The sequence below is a fragment of the Variovorax sp. GW821-FHT10D07 genome (genome assembly GCF_059415325.1).
In genome coordinates, this window is record NZ_JBWKMZ010000014.1 from 18,112 (window position 1) to 37,693 (window position 19,582).

General features: G+C 71.2%; 18 protein-coding genes. 9 read left to right on the forward strand and 9 right to left on the reverse strand.

Translation table 11 applies throughout. The features are described from left to right. Nucleotides 1-63: 63 nt before the first annotated feature. Nucleotides 64-1,383 carry an MFS transporter gene (locus AC07PU_RS32085; protein WP_495322370.1) on the reverse strand — a complete coding sequence of 440 codons (1,320 nt, stop codon included), beginning with the start codon at nucleotides 1,381-1,383 and terminating at the stop codon, nucleotides 64-66. 76 nt (nucleotides 1,384-1,459) lie between these two features. After that, complete coding sequence (locus tag AC07PU_RS32090; RefSeq protein ID WP_495322371.1) at nucleotides 1,460-3,109, reverse strand: GMC family oxidoreductase; 1,650 nt, start codon at nucleotides 3,107-3,109, stop codon at nucleotides 1,460-1,462. Nucleotides 3,110-3,204: 95 nt separating this feature from the next. Between AC07PU_RS32090 and AC07PU_RS32095 the strand changes: the two genes are divergently transcribed. Together AC07PU_RS32095 and AC07PU_RS32100 are read left to right on the forward strand one after the other, a co-directional pair. Then, the gene (locus AC07PU_RS32095; protein ID WP_093340321.1) at nucleotides 3,205-4,017 is read left to right on the forward strand and encodes an IclR family transcriptional regulator; all 813 of its coding nucleotides are present in this window, start codon (nucleotides 3,205-3,207) and stop codon (nucleotides 4,015-4,017) included. A 93-nt stretch (nucleotides 4,018-4,110) separates the two neighbouring features. Beyond that, a complete protein-coding gene (locus AC07PU_RS32100) occupies nucleotides 4,111-4,599 on the forward strand; it encodes a DUF4124 domain-containing protein (protein WP_495322372.1) in 489 nt (162 codons plus the stop codon). A gap of 10 nt (nucleotides 4,600-4,609) precedes the next feature. Here the strand turns inward: AC07PU_RS32100 and AC07PU_RS32105 are convergent, their stop codons facing one another. Beyond that, complete coding sequence (locus tag AC07PU_RS32105; RefSeq protein WP_495322373.1) at nucleotides 4,610-5,578, reverse strand: DUF2272 domain-containing protein; 969 nt, start codon at nucleotides 5,576-5,578, stop codon at nucleotides 4,610-4,612. Nucleotides 5,579-5,804: 226 nt separating this feature from the next. Here AC07PU_RS32105 and AC07PU_RS32110 point away from each other — a divergent pair, with 226 nt between their 5' ends. From AC07PU_RS32110 to AC07PU_RS32130, 5 genes are all read left to right on the forward strand, one after another. Continuing rightward, nucleotides 5,805-7,469, forward strand: coding sequence for a hypothetical protein (locus AC07PU_RS32110; RefSeq protein WP_495322374.1), 1,665 nt, complete (start codon nucleotides 5,805-5,807; stop codon nucleotides 7,467-7,469). 11 nt (nucleotides 7,470-7,480) lie between these two features. Next, a complete protein-coding gene (locus AC07PU_RS32115) occupies nucleotides 7,481-7,876 on the forward strand; it encodes a hypothetical protein (RefSeq protein WP_495322375.1) in 396 nt (131 codons plus the stop codon). A 139-nt stretch (nucleotides 7,877-8,015) separates the two neighbouring features. Beyond that, the gene (locus AC07PU_RS32120) at nucleotides 8,016-9,110 is read left to right on the forward strand and encodes a helix-turn-helix transcriptional regulator (RefSeq protein WP_177239227.1); all 1,095 of its coding nucleotides are present in this window, start codon (nucleotides 8,016-8,018) and stop codon (nucleotides 9,108-9,110) included. An 85-nt stretch (nucleotides 9,111-9,195) separates the two neighbouring features. Then, on the forward strand, nucleotides 9,196-9,786 hold the full coding sequence (locus AC07PU_RS32125) for an NADPH-dependent FMN reductase (protein ID WP_495322376.1): 591 nt from the start codon (nucleotides 9,196-9,198) through the stop codon (nucleotides 9,784-9,786). A 21-nt stretch (nucleotides 9,787-9,807) separates the two neighbouring features. Next, nucleotides 9,808-10,197 carry a VOC family protein gene (locus tag AC07PU_RS32130; RefSeq protein ID WP_490879998.1) on the forward strand — a complete coding sequence of 130 codons (390 nt, stop codon included), beginning with the start codon at nucleotides 9,808-9,810 and terminating at the stop codon, nucleotides 10,195-10,197. Here AC07PU_RS32130 and AC07PU_RS32135 read toward each other — a convergent pair. Beyond that, entirely contained in the window at nucleotides 10,184-11,185 is a 1,002-nt protein-coding gene (locus AC07PU_RS32135) for an AraC-like ligand-binding domain-containing protein (RefSeq protein ID WP_495322377.1), read from the reverse strand. The two genes, AC07PU_RS32130 and AC07PU_RS32135, sit on opposite strands and share 14 nt — an antisense overlap. 174 nt (nucleotides 11,186-11,359) lie before the next feature. On the opposite strand from AC07PU_RS32135, the gene AC07PU_RS32140 reads away from it, so the two are divergent. Together AC07PU_RS32140 and AC07PU_RS32145 are read left to right on the forward strand one after the other, a co-directional pair. Further along, nucleotides 11,360-12,607, forward strand: a complete 1,248-nt coding sequence (locus AC07PU_RS32140; RefSeq protein ID WP_495322378.1) for an acyl-CoA dehydrogenase family protein — start codon at nucleotides 11,360-11,362, stop codon at nucleotides 12,605-12,607. A gap of 82 nt (nucleotides 12,608-12,689) precedes the next feature. Continuing rightward, nucleotides 12,690-13,928 carry a DUF2252 domain-containing protein gene (locus AC07PU_RS32145; RefSeq protein WP_495322379.1) on the forward strand — a complete coding sequence of 413 codons (1,239 nt, stop codon included), beginning with the start codon at nucleotides 12,690-12,692 and terminating at the stop codon, nucleotides 13,926-13,928. Here the strand turns inward: AC07PU_RS32145 and AC07PU_RS32150 are convergent. Genes AC07PU_RS32150 through AC07PU_RS32170 form a run of 5 tightly spaced genes read right to left on the reverse strand, consistent with a single transcriptional unit; the run spans nucleotide 13,891 to nucleotide 19,499 of the window. Then, a complete protein-coding gene (locus AC07PU_RS32150; protein WP_296774482.1) occupies nucleotides 13,891-14,685 on the reverse strand; it encodes a sulfite exporter TauE/SafE family protein in 795 nt (264 codons plus the stop codon). The two genes, AC07PU_RS32145 and AC07PU_RS32150, sit on opposite strands and share 38 nt — an antisense overlap. Then, entirely contained in the window at nucleotides 14,682-16,217 is a 1,536-nt protein-coding gene (locus tag AC07PU_RS32155; RefSeq protein ID WP_495322380.1) for an AMP-binding protein, read from the reverse strand. Before AC07PU_RS32155 ends, AC07PU_RS32150 begins: the two co-directional genes overlap by 4 nt. 2 nt (nucleotides 16,218-16,219) lie before the next feature. Beyond that, nucleotides 16,220-17,668, reverse strand: a complete 1,449-nt coding sequence (gene sauS, locus AC07PU_RS32160) for an acylating sulfoacetaldehyde dehydrogenase (RefSeq protein ID WP_495322381.1) — start codon at nucleotides 17,666-17,668, stop codon at nucleotides 16,220-16,222. A 50-nt stretch (nucleotides 17,669-17,718) separates the two neighbouring features. Beyond that, complete coding sequence (locus AC07PU_RS32165) at nucleotides 17,719-18,711, reverse strand: tripartite tricarboxylate transporter substrate binding protein (RefSeq protein ID WP_495322382.1); 993 nt, start codon at nucleotides 18,709-18,711, stop codon at nucleotides 17,719-17,721. Beyond that, a complete protein-coding gene (locus tag AC07PU_RS32170; protein ID WP_495322383.1) occupies nucleotides 18,708-19,499 on the reverse strand; it encodes an IclR family transcriptional regulator in 792 nt (263 codons plus the stop codon). The genes AC07PU_RS32165 and AC07PU_RS32170 overlap by 4 nt, the downstream gene beginning before the upstream one ends. Nucleotides 19,500-19,582 lie beyond the last annotated feature (83 nt).

Consider the following 19,582-nt stretch of genomic DNA (forward strand, 5'->3'; position numbering starts at 1 on the left):
GAAGGTAGCGGCCGCCGCGCGCCGGTGTCTGATTCACCGTGCACGGCGGCTTGCCCGAGCGCGTCAGCGCGCGGGCGCCACCACCGGCGCATCGGCCGGCGAGGGACTGCGCCCGATCAGCCAGGCACAGAAGGCCGACACCACGCCCGCGAACAGCACGTACAGGCAGATCTGCCACGGCTCGCCGCCGCCCGACTTGAGCAGCGCGGTGGCGATGATCGGCGTGATGCCCGAGGCGAAGATGCCCGAGAACTGGTAGACGAAGGAGATGCCGGTGTAGCGCACCTTGGCGTCGAACAGGTCGCAGAACAGCGCGGCCTCGGGGCCGTAGACCGAGGCATAGAGGATGCCGAAGGGGATCACGATCGACAGCCACACCAGCAGCACGTTGCCGCCGCTGTGCGTCATCAGCCAGAAGCCCGGGAAGGCCGACACCGCGGTGATCAGCGATCCCCACATGTAGACCCGGGGCCGGCCGAGCCGGTCCGACAGCCGGCCGAAGAAGGGGATGGCGAAGCACATCACGATGGCCGCGGCCATCACGCCCAGCAGCGCATCGGTGCGACTGAGCTTGAGCGTGCCCGTGAGGTAGGCGATGGAGAACACGCCGAAGATGTTGAAGAACACGCCATCGATGTAGCGCGCGCCCATGCCCTTCAACACGTTGCCCGGGTAGCGGCGCAGCATGTCCATGAACGGGATGCGCAGCTCGGCGTTGCGCGCCTTCACCGCGGCGAACTCGGGCGTCTCCTTCACGTGCAGCCGGATGTACATGCCCACCGCCACCATCAGCCCCGAGATCAGGAAGGCGATGCGCCAGCCCCAGGCCATGAACTGCTCGTCGGTCAACAGCCACGACAGCAGCGCCACCACGCCCGAGGCCAGGCACAGGCCGATCGCCAGCCCGATCTGCGGCAGCGAGGCATAGAAGCCGCGCTTCTCCTTGGGCGCGTACTCGTAGGCCATGAGCACCGCGCCGCCCCATTCGCCGCCCAGGCCGATGCCCTGCGCCACGCGCAGCACCAGCAGCAGCAGCGGCGCCGCGATGCCGATCTGCGCGTAGGTGGGCACCAGGCCGATCAGGAAAGTGGCCACGCCCATGATCATCAGCGTGATGATCAGCATGCTCTTGCGCCCGATCTTGTCGCCGAAGTGGCCGAAGATCACGCCGCCCAGCGGCCGCGTGACGAAGCCCACGGCGAAGGTGGTGTAGGCCAGCAAGGTCGCCACCACCGGGTCGCTGCCCGGGAAGTAGAGCTTGTTGAACACGATGCCGGCCACCACCCCGTAGAGGAAGAAGTCGTACCACTCGATGGTGGCGCCCACCAGCGCCGAAATCACCACCCTGCGAATCGTTTTCTCGTCGTCGCGTGCACTGCTCATGTGTTGTCTCCGATGAGTGTTGTCGTGGCGGCCTCTTGGTCTTCGCTCTCGGCGGGCCGTGCGGGATGCGTTGCTGCTAGCGCGCGGCTGAAGCCGCCCTGTGGTCCTCTCTGATCATGTCGACGGCCTTCTCGGCCATCATCACCGCGGGGGCGTTGGTGTTGCCCGACACCAGCGTGGGCATGGCCGAGCAGTCGACCACGCGCAGGCCGCCGATGCCGTGCACGCGCAGCCGCGCATCGACCACCGCGAGCGGGTCGTGCCCCATGCGGCAGGTGCCGGTGGGATGGAAGATGGTGGCGCCGTTGTTGCGGCAGAACTCGAGCAGCTCGGCATCGCTCGCGGCCTGCGCGCCGGGCTTCACCTCGCGCTTGACGTAGGGCCGCATCGCGGGCGCCTCGGCGATGGCGCGCGCGGCCTTCACGCCGGCCACGGCGGTGGCGCGGTCGAGTTCGGTCGACAGGTAGTTGGGCTGCATCTCGGGCGGCTCGGCCGCGTCGGTCGAGCGGATGCGGATGTGGCCGCGCGACTCGGGGCGCAGCTGGCACACCGAGAAGGTGAAGCCCGAGTAGGGATGCACCTTGCCGCCGGCCATGTCGGCCGAGAGCGTGGCCACGTGGAACTGGATGTCGGGCGTGGCGGCCACGGGGCGGCCCGCTTCGTCCTTGAGCGCGCGCATGAAGCAGCCGCCCTGGTTGATGCCGATCGCGAGCGCGCCGCTGCGGTGCAGCAGCCATTCGAGGCCCAGGCCGAGCTGGCCGGCCCAGGAGTTGAGCTGGTCGTTGGTGGTGATCGGTTTCGTGCACTCGTAGCCGAGGCGGATCTGCAGGTGGTCCTGCAGGTTCTCGCCCACGCCCGGCAGTTCGTGCACCGGCGCGATGCCGAAGCGATCGAGCAGCGCACGCGGGCCCACGCCCGAGAGCTGCAGCAACTGTGGCGACTGGATGGAACCCGCGCAGAGCAGCACTTCGGCGCGGCAGCGCGCTGTCTTCTCCACGCCGCCCTGCCGATAGCGTACGCCGGTCGCGCGCCGGCCCTCGAACACGAGGCCGGTGGCCAGCGCCTCGGTCTCGATGCGCAGGTTGGGGCGGTGGCGCGCCGGTGCGAGGTAGGCCTTGGCGGTGCTGCAGCGCAGGCCGCGGTGCGTGGTGAGCTGGTAGTAGCCCGCGCCTTCCTGCGCGGCGCCATTGAAGTCCTCGGTGCGCGGCACGCCGGTCTGCCGGGCGCCTTCGATGAAGGCCTCGATCAGCTCGTGCCGCGCGCCGATGTCCGACACCTTGAGCGGCCCGTCGCCGCCGTGGAATTCGCTCGCGCCGCGCTGGTTGCCTTCGGAGCGCACGAAGTAGGGCAGCACCTCGTCGTAGCCCCAGCCCGGGTTGCCGAGCGCGGCCCAGTGGTCGTAGTCCTCGCGCTGGCCGCGGATGTAGATCAGGCCGTTGATCGAGCTCGAGCCGCCCAGCGTCTTGCCGCGCGGCCAGTAGATGCGGCGGCCGTTCATGTTGGGATCGGGATCGGTCTCGAAGCGCCAGTTGTAGACCGGGCTCCACATGGTCTTGCCGTAGCCGATCGGCAGGTGGATCCACGGCGAGCTGTCGCGCGGCCCGGCCTCGAGCAGCAGCACGCGCGTGGCCGGGTCCTCGCTCAGGCGCGCCGCCAGCACGCAGCCGGCCGAGCCGGCGCCCACCACGATGTAGTCGAAGGCTTCTTCACTGCGAGAGTCAGGCATGCGTGCGGTCCGGCGATGGAACAATGGCCTCGATCCGCTGCATCCTAGGTTATTGATTTTCGGAACGCAATGTTCCACTTTAGAGGTTTACCCGCATGCCCCGTCCCGCGCGTTCCGCTGCCGCCCCTGTTGCCGCGCCCGTGGTTGCCCCCGTCGAGGAGCCCGTTTCCGGTTCCTCGGCCGAGCGCAGCCTGCGCCTGCTCGCGCTGCTGGCCCACGAGGGCCGCGCGCTGTCGTTGGCCGATCTCGCGGCGCAGCTGGGCCTGCCCAAGGGCACCGCGCATCGCATCTGCACCCAGCTGCTGGCCACCGGTTTTCTCGCGCGCGACCTCGACGAGCGCTCCTTCGTCGTCGGCCCCGCGCTGCGGCAGCTGGCCTTCGACACGCTGAACCACGGCAGCGTGCGCGGCCTGCGCCACGAGGTGCTGGCGGCGCTGGTGCAGGAGGTCGGCGAGACCTGCAACCTCACCACGCTCGACGGCGCGCGCGTGCTCTATCTCGACCGCGTCGAGGCCCAGTGGCCGTTGCGCCTCACGCTCGACGTGGGCTCGCACGTGCCGCTGCACTGCACCGCGAGCGGCAAGCTCTTTCTCGCGCAGATGCCGAAGAAGGCGCGCGACGCGATGATCGACGGCCTGCCGCTGCCGCGCATGACGGCCAGCACCCTCACCGACCCTGCCGCATTGCGCGCCGAGTGCGACGCGATCGCGCAGGACGGCTTCTCGCGCGACCGCGAGGAGTTCATGGCCGGCCTGGTGGCCGTGGCCGTGCCGGTGCGCGACGCGGCCGGCGAGGTGCGTGCCGCGCTCGCGGTGCATGCGCCGACCGCGCGCATGTCGATGGCCGATGCCGAGCGCCGCATCGATGCGCTGAAGGCCGCGGCGCTGCGCATGGGCGGCTTGCTGTGAGCGACGGGGCCTGCGGCGCTTGGCGGGCCGCGACAAAGCGCACAGAATGAACCTGCCCGTGCGTCGTCCCGGCACGGCCTCCTTCTCATCTTCATGCAAACCCCTCTGCTCGCCGCCACCTCGTTGCGCACGCTGATCGTCTCGGCGGTCTTCGTGCTGGGCGCATCGGCGAGCTCGGCCGAGGTGGTGCGTTGCCTCGATGCCAACGGCGCCACCGTCTACACCGACGGTGCCTGCCCGAGCGGTACGCGCTCGTCGCGGCCCGTGCAGATCGCCGAGCCGCCGCCGCCGTCGGCCATGCAGCCGGCCCCGTCCGCGCGCGCGCCCGATTACGCGCCGCCGCCGAGCGCCGTCGCGCCGGCGCCACCCTCGAACCCGGGGCTGTCGATCATTCCGCGCTATCCCGACGAAGGGCGCGCGGCGCAGGCCGATCCCGAGCCGGTCTATCTCTGGGGCCCCGACCCCTATCCCTACCCGCCGCCACGGCGTCGCGTGCAGCCTCCGCCGCCGCATGTGAACGACCCCGGTCCGGGCCGCCGGCCCTGCGCCCACATGGCGGGGCTGCGGCGCAACAACTGCTGAGGCGCCCGCTTCAGCGCCACTGCAGCAGCAGCGACCACGGCTGCCGGCTCATGTGCCGATCGATGCATCCCGCCGCGTCCGCCGCGCAGCCTTCGGGCAGGTAGCTCGGATCGAGCGTCCGCGTGCCCCGCGCGAAGTCCAGCCGGCGCAAGGTGACCGACTGCAGCACGTTGCCGCCGACCGCGTCGAAGCCGCGTGCGTCGACGGCCGTCACCACGTCGCAATGCATAGGCAGCGCCGCGCCGCCCGTGGGCCGCGTCGCGAGCACCGTGCCGATCTTGGCGAAGCTGTCGAGCGCCGAACGCGCGCCGCGTGTCTGGCAGACGAGGTCGCCCACGCGCGGCGGCGTGCGTGCGAGATCGCAGGCCCGCAGCGCGAAGCGCGTGGCACGGCCCGCCGCTTCGTCGGCGCCGGCCTTCCAGGCCGCGCCCGCGTAGTCCACGTGCGCCTCGGAGAACACGAACTCGTCCGCGCCCAGGCCCGCCTGCCGCGCGAGCCAGCTGATGAAGGCGGCCGACCAGGGCGTGTCGATCACCGCGACGCGGTTCACCGCGGTCGCCATCGCGTGCAGCTCCGCTGCGTCGAGGCCTTGGTCCGGCCCCACGCCCAGCCCCATCAGCCGCGCGGCGCTGGCCTGGTTCAGCGCCTCCAGCAGCAGCGTGCGATCGGCCGGCCGCAGGGCACCGAAGCGCACCAGCGAAGGCAGCTTCACGCGCGGCTGGTCGACCGCGTCCCAGTAGCCGAGCACGCGCTGCCACGGCGCGGGCGCGAAGCGCGAGACGCGTCCGTCCTCGGCCTCGGAACTGCCCGCGTCGACCATGCGGCCTTCGGCATCGAGGGTCTGCGCGCCGAAGGCCTCGTGCTCGCGTTGCGCGGCGGCGGCCATCGCGAGGGCGCGTGGCGGCGGTGGCGTGGTCGCGGCGGTATCGAGGCACGCGGAGGCCGCGCAGGCGCTGGCCGATACGAGCAGCAGCGCCACGGGCGTCGCCCGTCGCAGCCAAGCGCAAGGGGGGAGGGAAGAAAAGAGCATGTGAGGCGAGCATAGCCAGCGGCGGACCCTGCGGTGCAAACCCATCGGCTGCCCGATCGAAGCGCTCCAGGCATCGTTCAATTGCGCGATGCCCGGGCGATCCCCACCGTCAACACTTCTTCGCAGAGGCATCCAGGAGGGACGCTTCGTTTCATCACGAACGAAGGAGCATTCGATGACACCCAAGATCCGGTCTTCGCGCACGGCAACGTATTGGGCCTGCCTGGCCCTGCTCGCGCTGAGCGCCTGCGGCGGAGGAGGCGGCGGCGGTGGAGGCCTGCCGCTGGGGCTGCTGCCACCACCACCGCCCCCCGCCGCGCCGCCACCGCCCGCACCACCAGGGCCGGTCAGCGTGAACGGCAAGGTGGTCGTGCTCGGCCCCATCGGCAACGCCGTGGTGTGCGTGGACCGCAATGCGAACGGCGCCTGCGATGCCGGCGAGCCCGCATCGGGCAAGACCGCGGCCGACGGGCAGTACCGCTTCAGCTACACGCCCACCGATGCCGCCGACGCGGCGAAGCTGGCGGCCGCGCCGCTGCTGGCGAAGATCGTGTCGGGCGCGGTGGCCGCGGGCGGCTCCTACGAAAGCGATGGCAGCGGCACGCCCGTGCCGCTGGGCATGCGCGCCTACCATCTCGGCGCGCCGGCCAGTTTGCGTGCGCAGATCAATCCGCTCACCACCCTCGTGCAGGCCGCCATCGCCGCCGGCATCGCGGCCGATCGCGCGCGGGCGCTGGTGGCGGCACAGCTCGGAATTCCGGCCGCCGACATCGCCGACTACCAGGGCCTGGCGGTGGGCGAAGGCTTCGCAGACGATGCCCGGACCGCGGCCGGCCTGACCAACCTCGCACTCCATGCCGGTGCCACGCTCGCCGTGGTCGATCCGGCGGTCGCGACGGCTCCCGCGCCCGGCGAAACCCTGGCGCGGCTCGAGTTCACGAACCCGAGCACTTACTACCTGCAGACCTATTCGACCGACGGCGTCGTGAGCGGCCAGGGACGCACGCAGGTCATCGACCGGCGCGAGGGCAAGACGGCCGGCGTCGCCATCGCGCATGGCCAGCTCTATCGCCAGGTCCGCCTGAGCCCGACCGGTTGGCTGCGCTGCGACGAGACCACCGACTTCTTCAACACGCAGGGCCTGCCGAACCGCACCGAGTTCTGCGGGGGCAGCGTTCCGAGCCTGGCCTACACGCTGTCGCAGGACATCGCGGGCCGCAAGATGTCGGAGGTCGTGGCGCAGATGCAGGCCGCCACCGACGGCAGCAACACCATCGTCGGCCTCGACCCGGCCGTCGGGCTCGCCGATCCCGGTGCCACCTTTCCCGCCGGTTCGTTGATCCGCACCCGCTTCGGCATCGACGTGAAGCAGTTCCCTCTGATCAACGACGTCACGACGGACGCGGTGGGCTTCGCCACGCTCGAAGCGCTGATCGCGGGCCGTCCGGTCGGCGGCGTCAACCTCGCCAACGGCGGCGGCACCGCGAGCCTCGGCCTGGCGCAGGACGATCGCCACATCCTGCGCGTGGCCTTCGTCGATGCGAGCACCGTGCGCTACTACATCTGCGACTGGGCCCAGGCCAGCTCGACCATGAGCAACTGCATCGCGGGCGGCACGGGCGGTTTTCGCATCGCCACGGTCAACGGCGCGCGGCTGATCGAGCTGGATGCCGCCAGCTATCCGTCGACCTACGTCGACAACCGGCGCAGCTTCGGTGAATACGGCGGGGCGGTGTATATGGTGCGCCAGGTCAAGCCGCAGCTCCAGTACAACGCCCGCACCTTGCAGCGCCTGAACGGCCCGGCCTGGCAGGCGCTGAAGCGGCAGATCGGACTGTGAGGAGCCGCACCATGTCGATCACCCGATGCATGGCCGGCGCCATCCTGGCGCTCGCACCGCTGGCCGCCAGCGCGCAGGCCACCGACCCGGCGGCACCCGCCATCGACGGTGCCTGGAACGCACTGCTCAAGGCACCGAACGGCCGCGAATACCGCGCCGACCTGAACCTGGAGCGTGGCGCCGGCATCTGGCAGCTCGCGATCCGCAGCACCGCCGATCCCTGCGTCGGCCTGCCGACCCCCGCGCGCTGGACACCGGCCGAGGGCCAGGGCTTCGAGCTGAGCCTGCATCCCTCCCAGGCGCTGGTCGGTTGCGGCGACAGCACGATCAGCTTCAAGCCGGTCGATGCCAGAACCTACCAGGGGCGCTCGCGCAACGGGTTCGACATCACGCTGACACGACGCTAGGGCGCCCAGGGCGAGGGGCCTGCCGCCGCGGCCCCTTGACGCGGAGCGCTCGCTATCGCCACACTGGTGCAGGAGGAGCGCAGGCCCGCGGCACGCGCCGGTCTGCCCCGCGCCTCCAGGCCACCAGGAGAAGACGCTCATGCAGATGCGCGAGAAGATTCCGCTGCGCCGCGCGCTGGATGCCATCCATCACCTCGACGAACCGCAATCGCAGCCCTGGCTCGATGTGCTGGAGGGGGCGCGCCAGCTGGTGGGCGGCGATACCGCGACCTTCATCATGTTCGACGGCAGCGGCGGCCTGCTGCGCTTCGAGCAGCAGTGCGTGGATGCCCGCGCCGAGCGCGAGTACGTCGAGCATTTCCATGCCTCGGACATCGTGGCACCGCTTGGACATGGCCTGCCCGCGGGCACCTGGCTCGACACCGCGCAACGCTTCACCCAGACCGAACTCGACCGGCAGGCCTTCTATGCCGATTTCATGTGCGTGCATCGCATGCGGCAGATCGTGACCTTCATGGCGGTCGAAACCTCGAGCCGACGCGCCGGCCTCTCGGTGCAGCGCAACCATCCGTCCGACGACATTGGCCGGCGCGTCGATTCGGAACCGATGCGCACCTTCACCACCGCCTTGCAGAACGCCATGCAGCAGCGCCAGCGCGATGCGGCGCTGTCGCTCTCGTTCGTCGACGCCACCTTCAAGACATTCAACGAAGCCGTTTTCCTGGTCACGCCGGCCGGCGCCGTGCTGCACGTGTCCGAACTGGCGAGGGCGTGGCTCGGCGAGCGGGGCGCGCTGCAGCTCCGCCAAGGCCGGCTGTGGCATGCCGACCAGAGATCGCAGGGCCTGCTGGTTCGCAGGCTGCGCGAGGCGGCCGGCGGCGGGCCCGCGCGGCGCCTGGTGCTGGCGGGGCCGCTCGGGCGCACGCACCGGCTCGACCTGGCGCGCGCCGATCTCCAGCTCAGCATCAGCGGCGAGATCCTGGTCGTGGTGCGTGTCTGCCGCGACCGCCGCGAAGCCGCCCTGAACGCGGAGGCACTCGAGATCGCCTTCGGTATCACGCCCTCGGAGGCCCGCGTTCTCGAGGCCTTGATGCGCGGCGCGGCGCCGAAGCAGTACGCCATCGACAACGCCGTGTCGTACCACACCGTGCGCGCGCAGATCGCCTCGCTGATGGAGAAGATGGAGTGCACCCGCCAGACCGACCTGATCGGCAAGGCCTGGACCCGCGTGTGAGCCGAGCCGTTTCGCCAATGCCACCTTGAAGCGTTACCCTTCGCGCAAGGGCCGCAACCCGGCGGCCCTGCGAAACGGAGCGACGATGGCAGACAAGATCCTGGTGTTCTACGGTTCCTACCGCGCCGACCGCATGGGCGTGCGGCTCGCGGACTATCTGGTCGAGCGGCTGGCCGCGCGCGGCGCCGAGGTGGAGCTGATCGATGCCAAGGCCGTCGACCTGCCGATGCTCGACCGCATGTACAAGGAGTACGCGGCGGGCACGGCGCCCGAGGCGATGGAGACGCTGGCGCGCAAGATCCGCGCGGCCGATGCCTTCGTCTTCGTGACCGGCGAATACAACTGGGGCCCGCAGCCCGGCCTCAAGAACCTCACCGACCACTTCCTCGAGGAGTGGTTCTGGCGGCCCGCGGCGATCGCGAGCTACTCGGCCGGCCGCTTCTCGGGCGTGCGCTCGGGCACGGTGTGGCATTCGATCCTCTCCGAGATGGGCATGATCGTGGTGTCGAGCACGCTCTCGGTCGGTCCGATCTCGCAGACGCTCGACGCGCAGGGCCAGCCCACCGGCGCGCCCGGCGCCTCGCTCGACCGGGCCTTCGGCCGCTTCGCCGACGACCTCGCGTGGTGGACCGAAGCGGCGCGCGAACAGCGCGCGCGCAAGGCGCCGCCCTATTGATCTTCTTCGAGGAGACCCGCCATGCGGCTCACGCCCTTCCTGATGTTCACCGGCCAGGCCCAGGCCGCGATGGATTTCTACCTCTCGTTGTTTCCCGAGGCGCGCATCACCGAGATCGAGCGCTACGGTCCCGCGGGCCCGGGCGCCGAGGGCACGGTGCTCAAGGCGCGCTTCGAGCTCGGCGGCCACAGCCTGCTGTGCATCGACAGCCCGCCCGTGCATGCCTTCGGCTTCACGCCCTCGATCTCGCTGTTCATCGACTGCGACGACGAGGCGCAGTTGCGGCGGCTGTTCGACGGACTCGGCGAAGGCGGCCAGGTGCTGATGCCGGTCGATGCCTATCCGTTCAGCCGGCTCTACGGCTGGGTGCAGGACCGCTTCGGCGTCTCGTGGCAGCTCAACCTGCCCTGAGGCAGGGGCCGCCTTCGTCGCCGGGGCCGGTGCCCCCGTGCCGCTGGCGATAGGCCGAGGGCGTGCAGCCGAAGGCCGCGCCGAACGCGCGCGTGAAATGCGGAATGTCCTGGAAGCCCCAGCGCAGCGCGATGGCCGAGACCGGCCGCCGGTCCGCGGGGTTCGCGAGGTCCTGCGCGCAACGCGTCATGCGCTGCGCGCGGATCCACGCGGCCGGCGTGCTGCCCTCGTGCGCGAAGGCCAGGTGCAGGTAGCGCACCGAGACACCGAAGTGCCGCGCGATCGAGGGCACGTCGAGCTCGGGTGAATCGAGCGCCTCGAGCACATGGGCCTTGACCCGGCGCACCAGCAGCTGACGGTGCGCATCGCGCATCGGCGGCGAGGGCGCCACACCGGCATCGACCGCGCGCGCCGACTCGGCCACGAGTTCGCACAGCAGCACCGCCAGCCGCTCGGCCGCGGGCCCCGCGGGCAGCCCGCCGCCCTCCATCAGCGACTGCATGAAGCCCGAGGTCGCGCGCCCGATGCCGGCCGGCCCGCCGAGCGCGCGCGCGAACAGGGCGCGCGGCTCGCTGACGCGCGGCAGCAGCAGCTCGCGCGGCACGCGCAGCGACAGCACTTCGAAGCGCTGCTCGAAATGCAGCGTGTAGGGTCGGGCCGTGTCGACGATGCTGAAGGCGCCGGGCGTCACGCGCGTCTCGCGGTGGCCCTGGCGCACGATGCCCTGGCCCGCGACCTGCAGGTTGACGAACAGCCGGTCCTGCGGATCGCGCCGGATCTGCGAGAAGTCGCGCACCACGGTGTGGGCCTCGGCGCGGATGCGCGCCACGTTGATGGCGCCGATGCCTTCCATGTCGACCCGGCTCGCGAAGCCCGCGCCGCGCTCGGCCGAGCGCGGGTCGAGCGCCGCGAAGGCCTCGCACACCACCTCGCGCCAGTAGGCGAACTGCTCGGGCGCGGCGACGGCTTCGGTGGACCAGGACTTCATGTGCGCACCTGTGGGCGGGCGGTTGGGATACGCATCATCGCGACGGCACGCGGGCCTTGCAAGCCGCGCGCCCGTGCTGCGCGTTCCGGCAAGGCGCCGTGCACGAAACGACAAGGCCGCCCGGGGGTGGCGCGGCCAGACTGCGGTCCCACCCATCACTCGACCGGATTTCCCATGACCATCGACTTCACCCTCGACCCCGCGCGCCGCGCGCTCCAGCTCGATGCGCGGCGTGCCGCCAGCGAGGTGCTCTCGCAGGTGCGCGCCGCCACGCACGCGCTGCACACGCCCGGCGAGCGCTTCCGCGCCACGCGGCCGATGTACGAGGAGATCATCCGCCGCGGCTTCCTGCGCCGGCTCATGCCGCAGCCCTTCGGCGGCGAGGGCACGGGCATGGTCGACCTCGCGATCGTGGCCGAGGAGTTCCATGCGGTCGACTGCAATGTCTCGCTGACGCTGTTCGCCAACCTGCTGGGCCTGGCGCCGCTGTTCATCGCCGGCACGCCCGAGCAGCACCGGCGCCTGCTCGCGCCCTTTCTCGCGTGCGAGGGCGCGCCGCTGGCCGCGCTGGCCAACAGCGAGCCCGGCGGCAGCGCGAACTTCGCCGCGCCGCGGCCCGGCGAGGGCGTGCGCACCACGGCCGAGCGTGGCGAAGGCGGCTGGCGCGTCCACGGCACCAAGCAGTGGGTGTCGGCCGCCACCGGCTGGGACGGCGAGGGCGCCGACCTGCTCAGCGTGGTTTGCCGCACCGACCCCGAGGCGCCGCCCGAGGCCGCGCTCTCGATCCTCGTGGTGCGGCGCGGCGCGCCGGGCCTGGTGCCGCTGCACGACATCGACGCCATGGGCCACCGTGCGCACCTCGTGCCGCGCTTCCGGCTCGAGGGCGTGGCCGTGCCCGACGCCGACGTGGTCGGCCCGGTGGGCGGCGCGCGCGACATCGTCGAGGCCAGCTTCTCGGGCACCGCGGCGCTGGTCGGCATCATGGGCGTGGGCCTGATGCGCGCGGCCTTCGACGTGGCGCTGCGCTTCGCGAAGACCGAATGCCGCGGCGGCGCGCTGCCCATCGTCGAGCACCAGGCCGTGGGCTATGCGCTGGCCGATGCCAAGACCACCATCGAGGCCGCGCGCTACCTGGGCTGGAAGGCCTGCGATGCGATCGATCGCCAGCTGCCCGGCGCGCTCGAGCTCGCGCTGCAGTCGAAGATCTTCGGCTCCGAAGCCGCCGTGCGCGTGATCACCGACCTGATGCGCGTGGTGGGCATCGACAGCTACGACCACGAACTGCCGCTCGCGGGCCTGCTGCAGGACGCGATCGCGCTGCCGCTGTTCGACGGCGGCAACATGGGCGTGCGCCGGCGGCAATTGCATGCGCTGCTGCGCGCGGCCGACTACGACCCGCTCACGGCCGCCGGCATCGCCTGACAAGGTGTGACGCGCCGGTCAGCTTCGGCTGGGCGCGGGGCCGCAGAATCCCGTCACCAAGAAAGCGGGAAGCAAAAGCACCATGCCCAATGCCGTCAAGACCGTCCGCGCCTTCAACGCGGACCGCGATCCCGAACGCCTGGCGATGAAATACGCCAACCTGCGCTCGAGCCCCTTCGTCTTCCTGCGCGGCACCTGCCACCTGTTCTACGACCGCCTGCCCTCGGGCGCGCTGTTCGCCAAGGCGCCGCTGGCCTGGCTGTGCGGCGACGCGCACCTCGAGAACTTCGGCAGCTACAAGGGCGACAACCGGCTGGTCTATTTCGACCTCAACGATTTCGACGAGGCCGCGCTCGCGCCCGTGACCTGGGAACTGGTGCGCTTCCTCACGAGCATCCTCGTGGCCGGCGATGGCTTGAGCCGCAGCGCCGCCGAGTCCGCCGCGCTGTGCAGGGTCTTCCTCGACGCCTATGCGGGCGCGCTCGCGCTCGGCAAGGCCCGCTGGGTCGAGCGTGACACCGCGACCGGCCTGGTGCGCGAACTGCTCGACACCCTCAAGGCGCGCACCCGCCCCGCCTTCCTCGACCGGCGCACCGAGCGCAAGGGCCGCCGGCGCCTGATCCGCAGCGATGGCAAGCATGCGCTACCGGTCACCGAAGCGCAGCGCGAGCGCGTCGTCAAGCTGGTCGATCGCTTCGCGGCCTCGCAGCCCAACCCGGGCTTCTTCGAGGTGCTCGACGTGGCGCGCCGCATCGCCGGCACTGGCAGCCTCGGCGTGGAGCGCTACATCGTGCTGGTCGAGGGCAAGGGCTCGCCCGATGCCAACTACCTGCTCGACCTCAAGCAGGCGCTGCCGTCCTCGCTCGCGCCGCACCTGAAGAAAACGGCGCAGCCCGCCTGGGAATCGGAGGCGCACCGCGTGGTCGCGCTGCAGCGCCGCATGCAGGCCGTGTCGATGGCCTTCCTGCATCCCATCGTGACGCGCAAGAGCTCCTATGTGCTGCGTGGCCTGCAGCCCAGCGAGGACCGCGTGAGCCTCAACGTGAACCGCACGCGGCCCGCCGACATCCGCGCGGTGCTCGACGACATGGGGCAGCTCATGGCCTGGGCGCAGTTGCGTAGCGCGGGCCGGCAGGGCTCCGTCATCGCGGACGCGCTGGTCGACTTCGGCGCTTCGGCGAAGTCGTGGCGCGCGGACCTGCTCGACGCCGCGCAGCAGTGCGCCGCGCAGGTGGCGAAGGACTGGGCGGTGTACTGCGAGGCCTACGACGCGGGCGCGATGGTCATCCGACCAGCCCGACCACCGACCGCACCACGCTGACCGCCGCCAGCGCGATCAGCAGGTTCAGCACATGCCGCCTGAACTGCTCGGGCGACACCCCCTTGAACGAGCGCTGCCCCCACCAGATGCCGGCCAGCATCGCGGGCGCGAGCCACAGCGCCCATTTGAAGGTGTCGGGCCCGAGCAGCTTGCCGGTGGCGTGCGCGGCCGGCATCAGCGCGGCGCTCGCGAGCGACACCACGTCGCTGAACAGCAGCAAGGCGATCAGCGTGGCGCGCAGCGCGGCCGGTGCCATCGCGGTGGTGCTCAGCAGCACGGCGATGGCGATGCCACCGATGGCCGCCACGCCGTTGATGAAGCCCGAGGCCAGGCCGGCGCCGAAGCGCACCGCGCGCGTGGGCACCAGCGTGGCGCGCGCGCCGCTGCGCAGCAGCAGCGCGGCGGCCATCAGCAGCGCGCCGATTAGCAGGCGCAGCGGCGTCTCCGGCAGCCAGGCCAGCAGCGCCACGCCGAGCGGAATGAACAGCAGGTTGCCGAGCATCAGCCAGCCGAGCCAGGGCATGTCGACGTCGCGTGCGATGCCGCGCAGCTGGCTCAGGCTCGCGAGGATCTCGAGCATGAAGATCGCGGGCACCACCAGCGCGGGCGAGACCACGAGCGACATGCCGGCCACCGTGATGGCCGAGAAACCGAAGCCCGCGAAGCCGCGCACCACGCCGGCCGCGAACACCACGCACAGGCTGTAGGCGAGCAGCAGCGGCGCCAGCGGCGGCGTCAGAAGGTCGGCCGGGTTCATGCCGCGAACAGCGGCAGCAGCTTGAGCCGCTGCACCTTGCCCGAGGGCCCGCGCGGCAGGTCGGTCACGAAGCGGTAGTGGCCCGGCGCCTTGTAGCGCCCGAGCGCCTCGGCGCTGAAGGCGCGCAGCTCGTCCTCGCCGCAGGCGCAGCCCTCGCGCAGCACGATGCACACGCCGACCTCCTGGCCATAGTGGCGGTCGGGCACGCCGACGGCCGCGGCCTCGAGCACGGCGGGATGCCGCAGCAGGGCTTCGTCGATCTCGCGCGGCGCGATGTTCTCGCCGCCCTTGATGATCAGTTCCTTGATGCGGCCGGTGACGAAGAAGAAGCCGTCGGCATCGCGGTGGCCGAGGTCGCCGGTGCGCAGCCAGCCGTCGGGCGTAAAGCTGGCGCGCGTGGCCTCCTCGTTCTTGTAGTAGCCGCGCATCACGTTGGGCCCGCGGATCGCGAGCTCGCCGGTGCTGCCGTCGGGCACCTCGGCGAGGGCCGCGTCGATCACGCGCGCCTCGCAGCCCGAGGCGCGGCCAACCGAGCCCAGCTTGCGCTGTGCCGGATCGAGGGGATTGGAGAACGAGGGCGCGGCGGTCTCGGTGAGGCCCATGGTCTCGACGATGCCGATGCCGAACAGGCGCTCGAAGGCGCGGTGGTGCTCGGGCGGCAGCGCGGCCGAGGCCGAGCGGCAGAAACGGATGGCGGCCGTGCGTTCGCGCGCCGGTGCCTCGCCCTCGAGCAGGTACGAGATCATGGTCGGCACCACGTTGATCCAGCTGCAGCCGGCCCGCGCGGCCTGCTCCCAGAAGCGGCCGGCCGAGAACTTCGGCGGCATCGCGAGGCTGCCGCCGTGCGCGAGCGGCGCCAGCATGGTCACGCAGAAGGCGTTGATGTGATAGAGCGGCAGCACCGCGAGCACGCGGTCGGTGCTTCCCAGCTCGTGCTCGGCACTGATCGCCTGCGCGTTGGCCGCGAGGTTGCGCTGCGTGAGCATCACGCCCTTGGGCTGGCCCGTGGTGCCCGAGGTGTACATCAGCAGCGCGACCGCGTCGGGCGAGGGCGCGGGAAGCGCGGGAAGCGCGGGAAGCGCGTTCGCTTCGGCTTCCCCCGGCAGCCCGAGCCCGTCGGGATCGGCCACCAGCACCGGCACCGGTCGGCCGATGTCCGCGAGCATCGCGCGCACGCGTTCTTCCCACTCGGGCGCCACGCAGACGACGCGGCAGTCGGAGTGAGCGAGCACGTAGCGCATCTGCTCGGGCTGCGACAGCAGGTTGACCGGGTTCACGACCATGCCCGCATGCATCGCGCCCAGCAGCAGCCGCAGCGTCTGCAGGCCGTTGGGCATCACGACCGAGACCGTGTCGCCGGGCCGCGCGCCGGCCGCCCGCAGCGCGCCGGCCACGCGGCGGCAACCGAGCGCGAGCGCGGCGCAGTCGATGCGCGCCTCGCTCTCGGTGGACAGCGCATACACCGCGCCCGGCTGGCGCGCGGCGACCTGCTCGATCAGGCCATGGACGGTGTCGCTGTCGCCCGCCGCCATGCTCAGTGCGCTCCGTGCTGCGCGAAGAAGGCGCCGAAGATCTGTTCCTCGCTCGGCACCTGCTCGGCGATCGGCCGCGACACGCGCGTGATGTTGAGGTAGTGCCGGTAGTTCATGTTGTCGGAGAAGTTGTTGCGGCCCCAGGTGCCGCAGCCCATCGAGAGCGAGAACGGCAGGCCGTTGTCGAAGCTGCCGCCGGTGGCGATGCAGTGCGCCTGGTCGACGATCACGCGCGACACCGGCAGCGACAGGCCGAGCTCGAGCGCGCGCCCGGGCACGGCCGAATGCAGCCCCACCGAATGGCCCGCGCCCTCGTAGCCGTAGATGCGCTCGACGATCGAGGCCGCATGCGCGAAGTCGCGCGCCGCATAGACCGCGAGCACCGGGCTGAGCTTCTCGCCCGAGAACGGATGGTCGTGGCCCACGCCGTCCTCGGCCACCATCAGGATGCGCGGGTCGGCCTCGGCGATCGCCTGCCAGGCCGCGCGGTTGGCGCCGTCGACCTCGGCGGCGCGCTCGGCGATGGCGCGTGCCGACTGGCCGATGACCGCGGCCGAGAGTTTGCCCTCGGGCCACATCAGCTGCTGAAGGGTGGCCTTCTGCGCCTCGCCGAGCATCACGGCGCCGCGGTCCTTGAGCGCAGCGAGCAGGCGCGCGCGCACCGCGTCGACGACCACCAGGCTGTTCTCCGACGAGCAGCTGGTCGCGTTGTCGAAGGTCTTCGAGCGCACGATGCGATCGGCCGCGGCTTCGGTATCGGCCGTCTCGTCGACGATGCCCGCGACATTGCCGGCGCCCACGCCGAAGGCCGGCGTGCCGCTCGCATAGGCGGCGCGCACATTGGCCTGCGAGCCGGTGGCCACCACCAGGTCGCACAGCCGCATCAGTTCGGCCGTCGACTGCTTGTTGACGGGTGCGGGCAGCAGCTGAACCAGGTCGCGCGGCGCGCCGATGCGGTCGAACTGCTGGTGGATGAATTCGATCAGCCGCGCCGCGGTCGACCAGCCCTTGGGCGAGGGCGCGACGATCACCGCGTTGCGGCCCTTGAGCGCGTTGATGATCTTGTTGGCCGGCGTCGCGCCCGGGTTGGTCGAGGGCGTGATCGCGCACACCACGCCGACCGGGCGCGCGATCTCGACGATGCCGCGCGCCGGGTCCTCGGCGATCACCCCGACCGAGCGCGCACCCTGCAGGTCGCGCAGCAGGCCGAAGGTCTTGCGGTGGTTCTTGCGCACCTTGTCCTCGACGTTGCCCACGCCCGTGTCGGCCACCGCCAGCTCGGCCAGTTCGCGGTTGCGCGCGGGTTCGATGAGGGCCCAGCCGGCGGCCGTCACCGCCATGTCGACCTGGGCCTGCGACCAGGTCTCGTAGATGCGTTGCGCCGCGCGGGCGCGTGCCACCAGTTCGACGATGGGGCCCGAGGCTTCTGAAGAGGATGCGGAGGTGTTCATGGAAATCGCTCGGCGCCCGTGGCGCCGTTCATCAAGAAGAGAAGAAAAAACTAGTCGACGCGGATGTTCGCTTCCTTGGCGAGCTTGCTCCAGCGCACGAGTTCGGTCGACACCACCTTGCCGAGCTGCTCGGGCGTGCCGCCCACGCCTTCGCTGCCCTGGGCCAGCAGCTTGTCGCGGATGTCGGGTTCCTTCACGACCGTGTTGATCACGCGGTTGAGCCGGTCGATCGCGGGTTGCGGCGTCTTCGCGGGCACGAACACCGCGTACCAGGAGTCGACGTCGAAGTCGGGAATGCCGGCCTCCTGCATCGTCGGCACGTCGGGAAAGGCGGCGCTGCGCTTGGTGGTCGACACGGCCAGCGCCTTGAGCTTGCCGGCCTTCACGAACTGCGCCGCGGCGGGAATCGACACCCACAAGAGCGGCACCTGTCCGCCCATCACGTCGGTGACCGCCGGGCCGCCGCCGCGGTAGGGCACGTGCGTCATCTGCGTGCCGGTGCGCAGCTTCAGCAGCTCGCCCGCGAGGTGGCCGGGCGAGCCGTTGCCCACCGAGGCGAAGGAGATGCTGTCGGGCTTGGCCTTGGCCATCGCGACCAGCTCGGCCACGGTGCTGGCCGGGAACTGCGGGTTCGCCACCAGGATCTGCGGCAGCGAGGCCACCAGGCCCACGGGCGCGAAGTCCTTCGCGGTGTCGAACGAGAGCTTGTTGTAGATGGCCGGGTTGATGGTGTGCGAGGACAGCGTGAACAGCACCGTGTAGCCGTCGGCCGGCGACTTGGCGACCAGCTCGGTGCCGATCGAGCCGGCCGCGCCGCCGCGGTTGTCGATCACGACCGGCTGGCCCAGCAGCGTCTGGAAGCGCTCCTGCACGATGCGCGCGATCACGTCGGTGCCGCCGCCGGGCGGGTAGGGCACGATCAGCTTGATCGGCTTGCTGGGGTAGTCGCTCCCGTTCTGCGCGACCGCGGCCAGCGGCGATGCCAGCGCCGCGGCGGCCAGCAGCCCCGCGCGCAACCAGGGGGCGGACAAGGACAGTCTCATACGGGTCTCCTTCTCGTTGTGGTGGCGGGGGCGGTGGCGGGGCGGTAGCCCAGCGTGGCGCTGGCGTCGCGCGCGCAGGCCATGATGCGATCGGAGAGTTCGCGCGCCTGGGTGCGCGCGAAGCGGATGGAGGGCACGCTCATGCCGACGGCGGCCACCGCCGTGCCGCGCGCGTCGAACACCGGCACACCGAGGCCGCAGACGCCCAGGCGCCATTCCTCGCGGTTCTCGGCATAGCCGCGCGCGCGGCTGCGCTCGAGCTCGGCCTGCAGCGCATCGAAGTCGACGATGCTGTGCGGCGTGTGGGGCTGCAGCGTGCCGAACAGCGCCCGCAGCGCGGCGGCATCGAGTCGCGCGGCCGCCAGCATCGCCTTGCCCGAGGCCACGCAGCAGGCCGGCGCGCGGCCGCCGATGCGCGAATAGGCGGCCACGGGCAGCGGGCTGTCGAACTTGTCGAGGTAGACGATCTCGGCGCCGTCGAGCACCGCGAGATGGATGGTCTCGCCGCTGGCCTGCGCCAGTGCCGCGAGGTGCGGGCGCAGCAGCGCGCCGATGTCGGCCGCCTCGGAGACCATGGCGCCGAGTTCGAACAGGCGCAGGCTCGGCCGGTAGGCGCTGGTGTCGGCGTCCTGCACCGCCCAGCCGCATTCCACCAGCGTCTGCAGCGTGCGATGGGCATTGCTGCGCGCCATGCCGAAGGCAAGGGCGACGTCGGTCACGCGGCAGGCGCGTGCCTGGCGTGCCATCCATTCCATGACGGCGAGGCCTTTGGCGAGCGTGGAATCCATGCGTCTCCGTTGTCCCGACGCTTTCGATGAATTCCAAATATTGGAACAGCGTTCGGATAATTGAAACTCAATGTACAAACGCC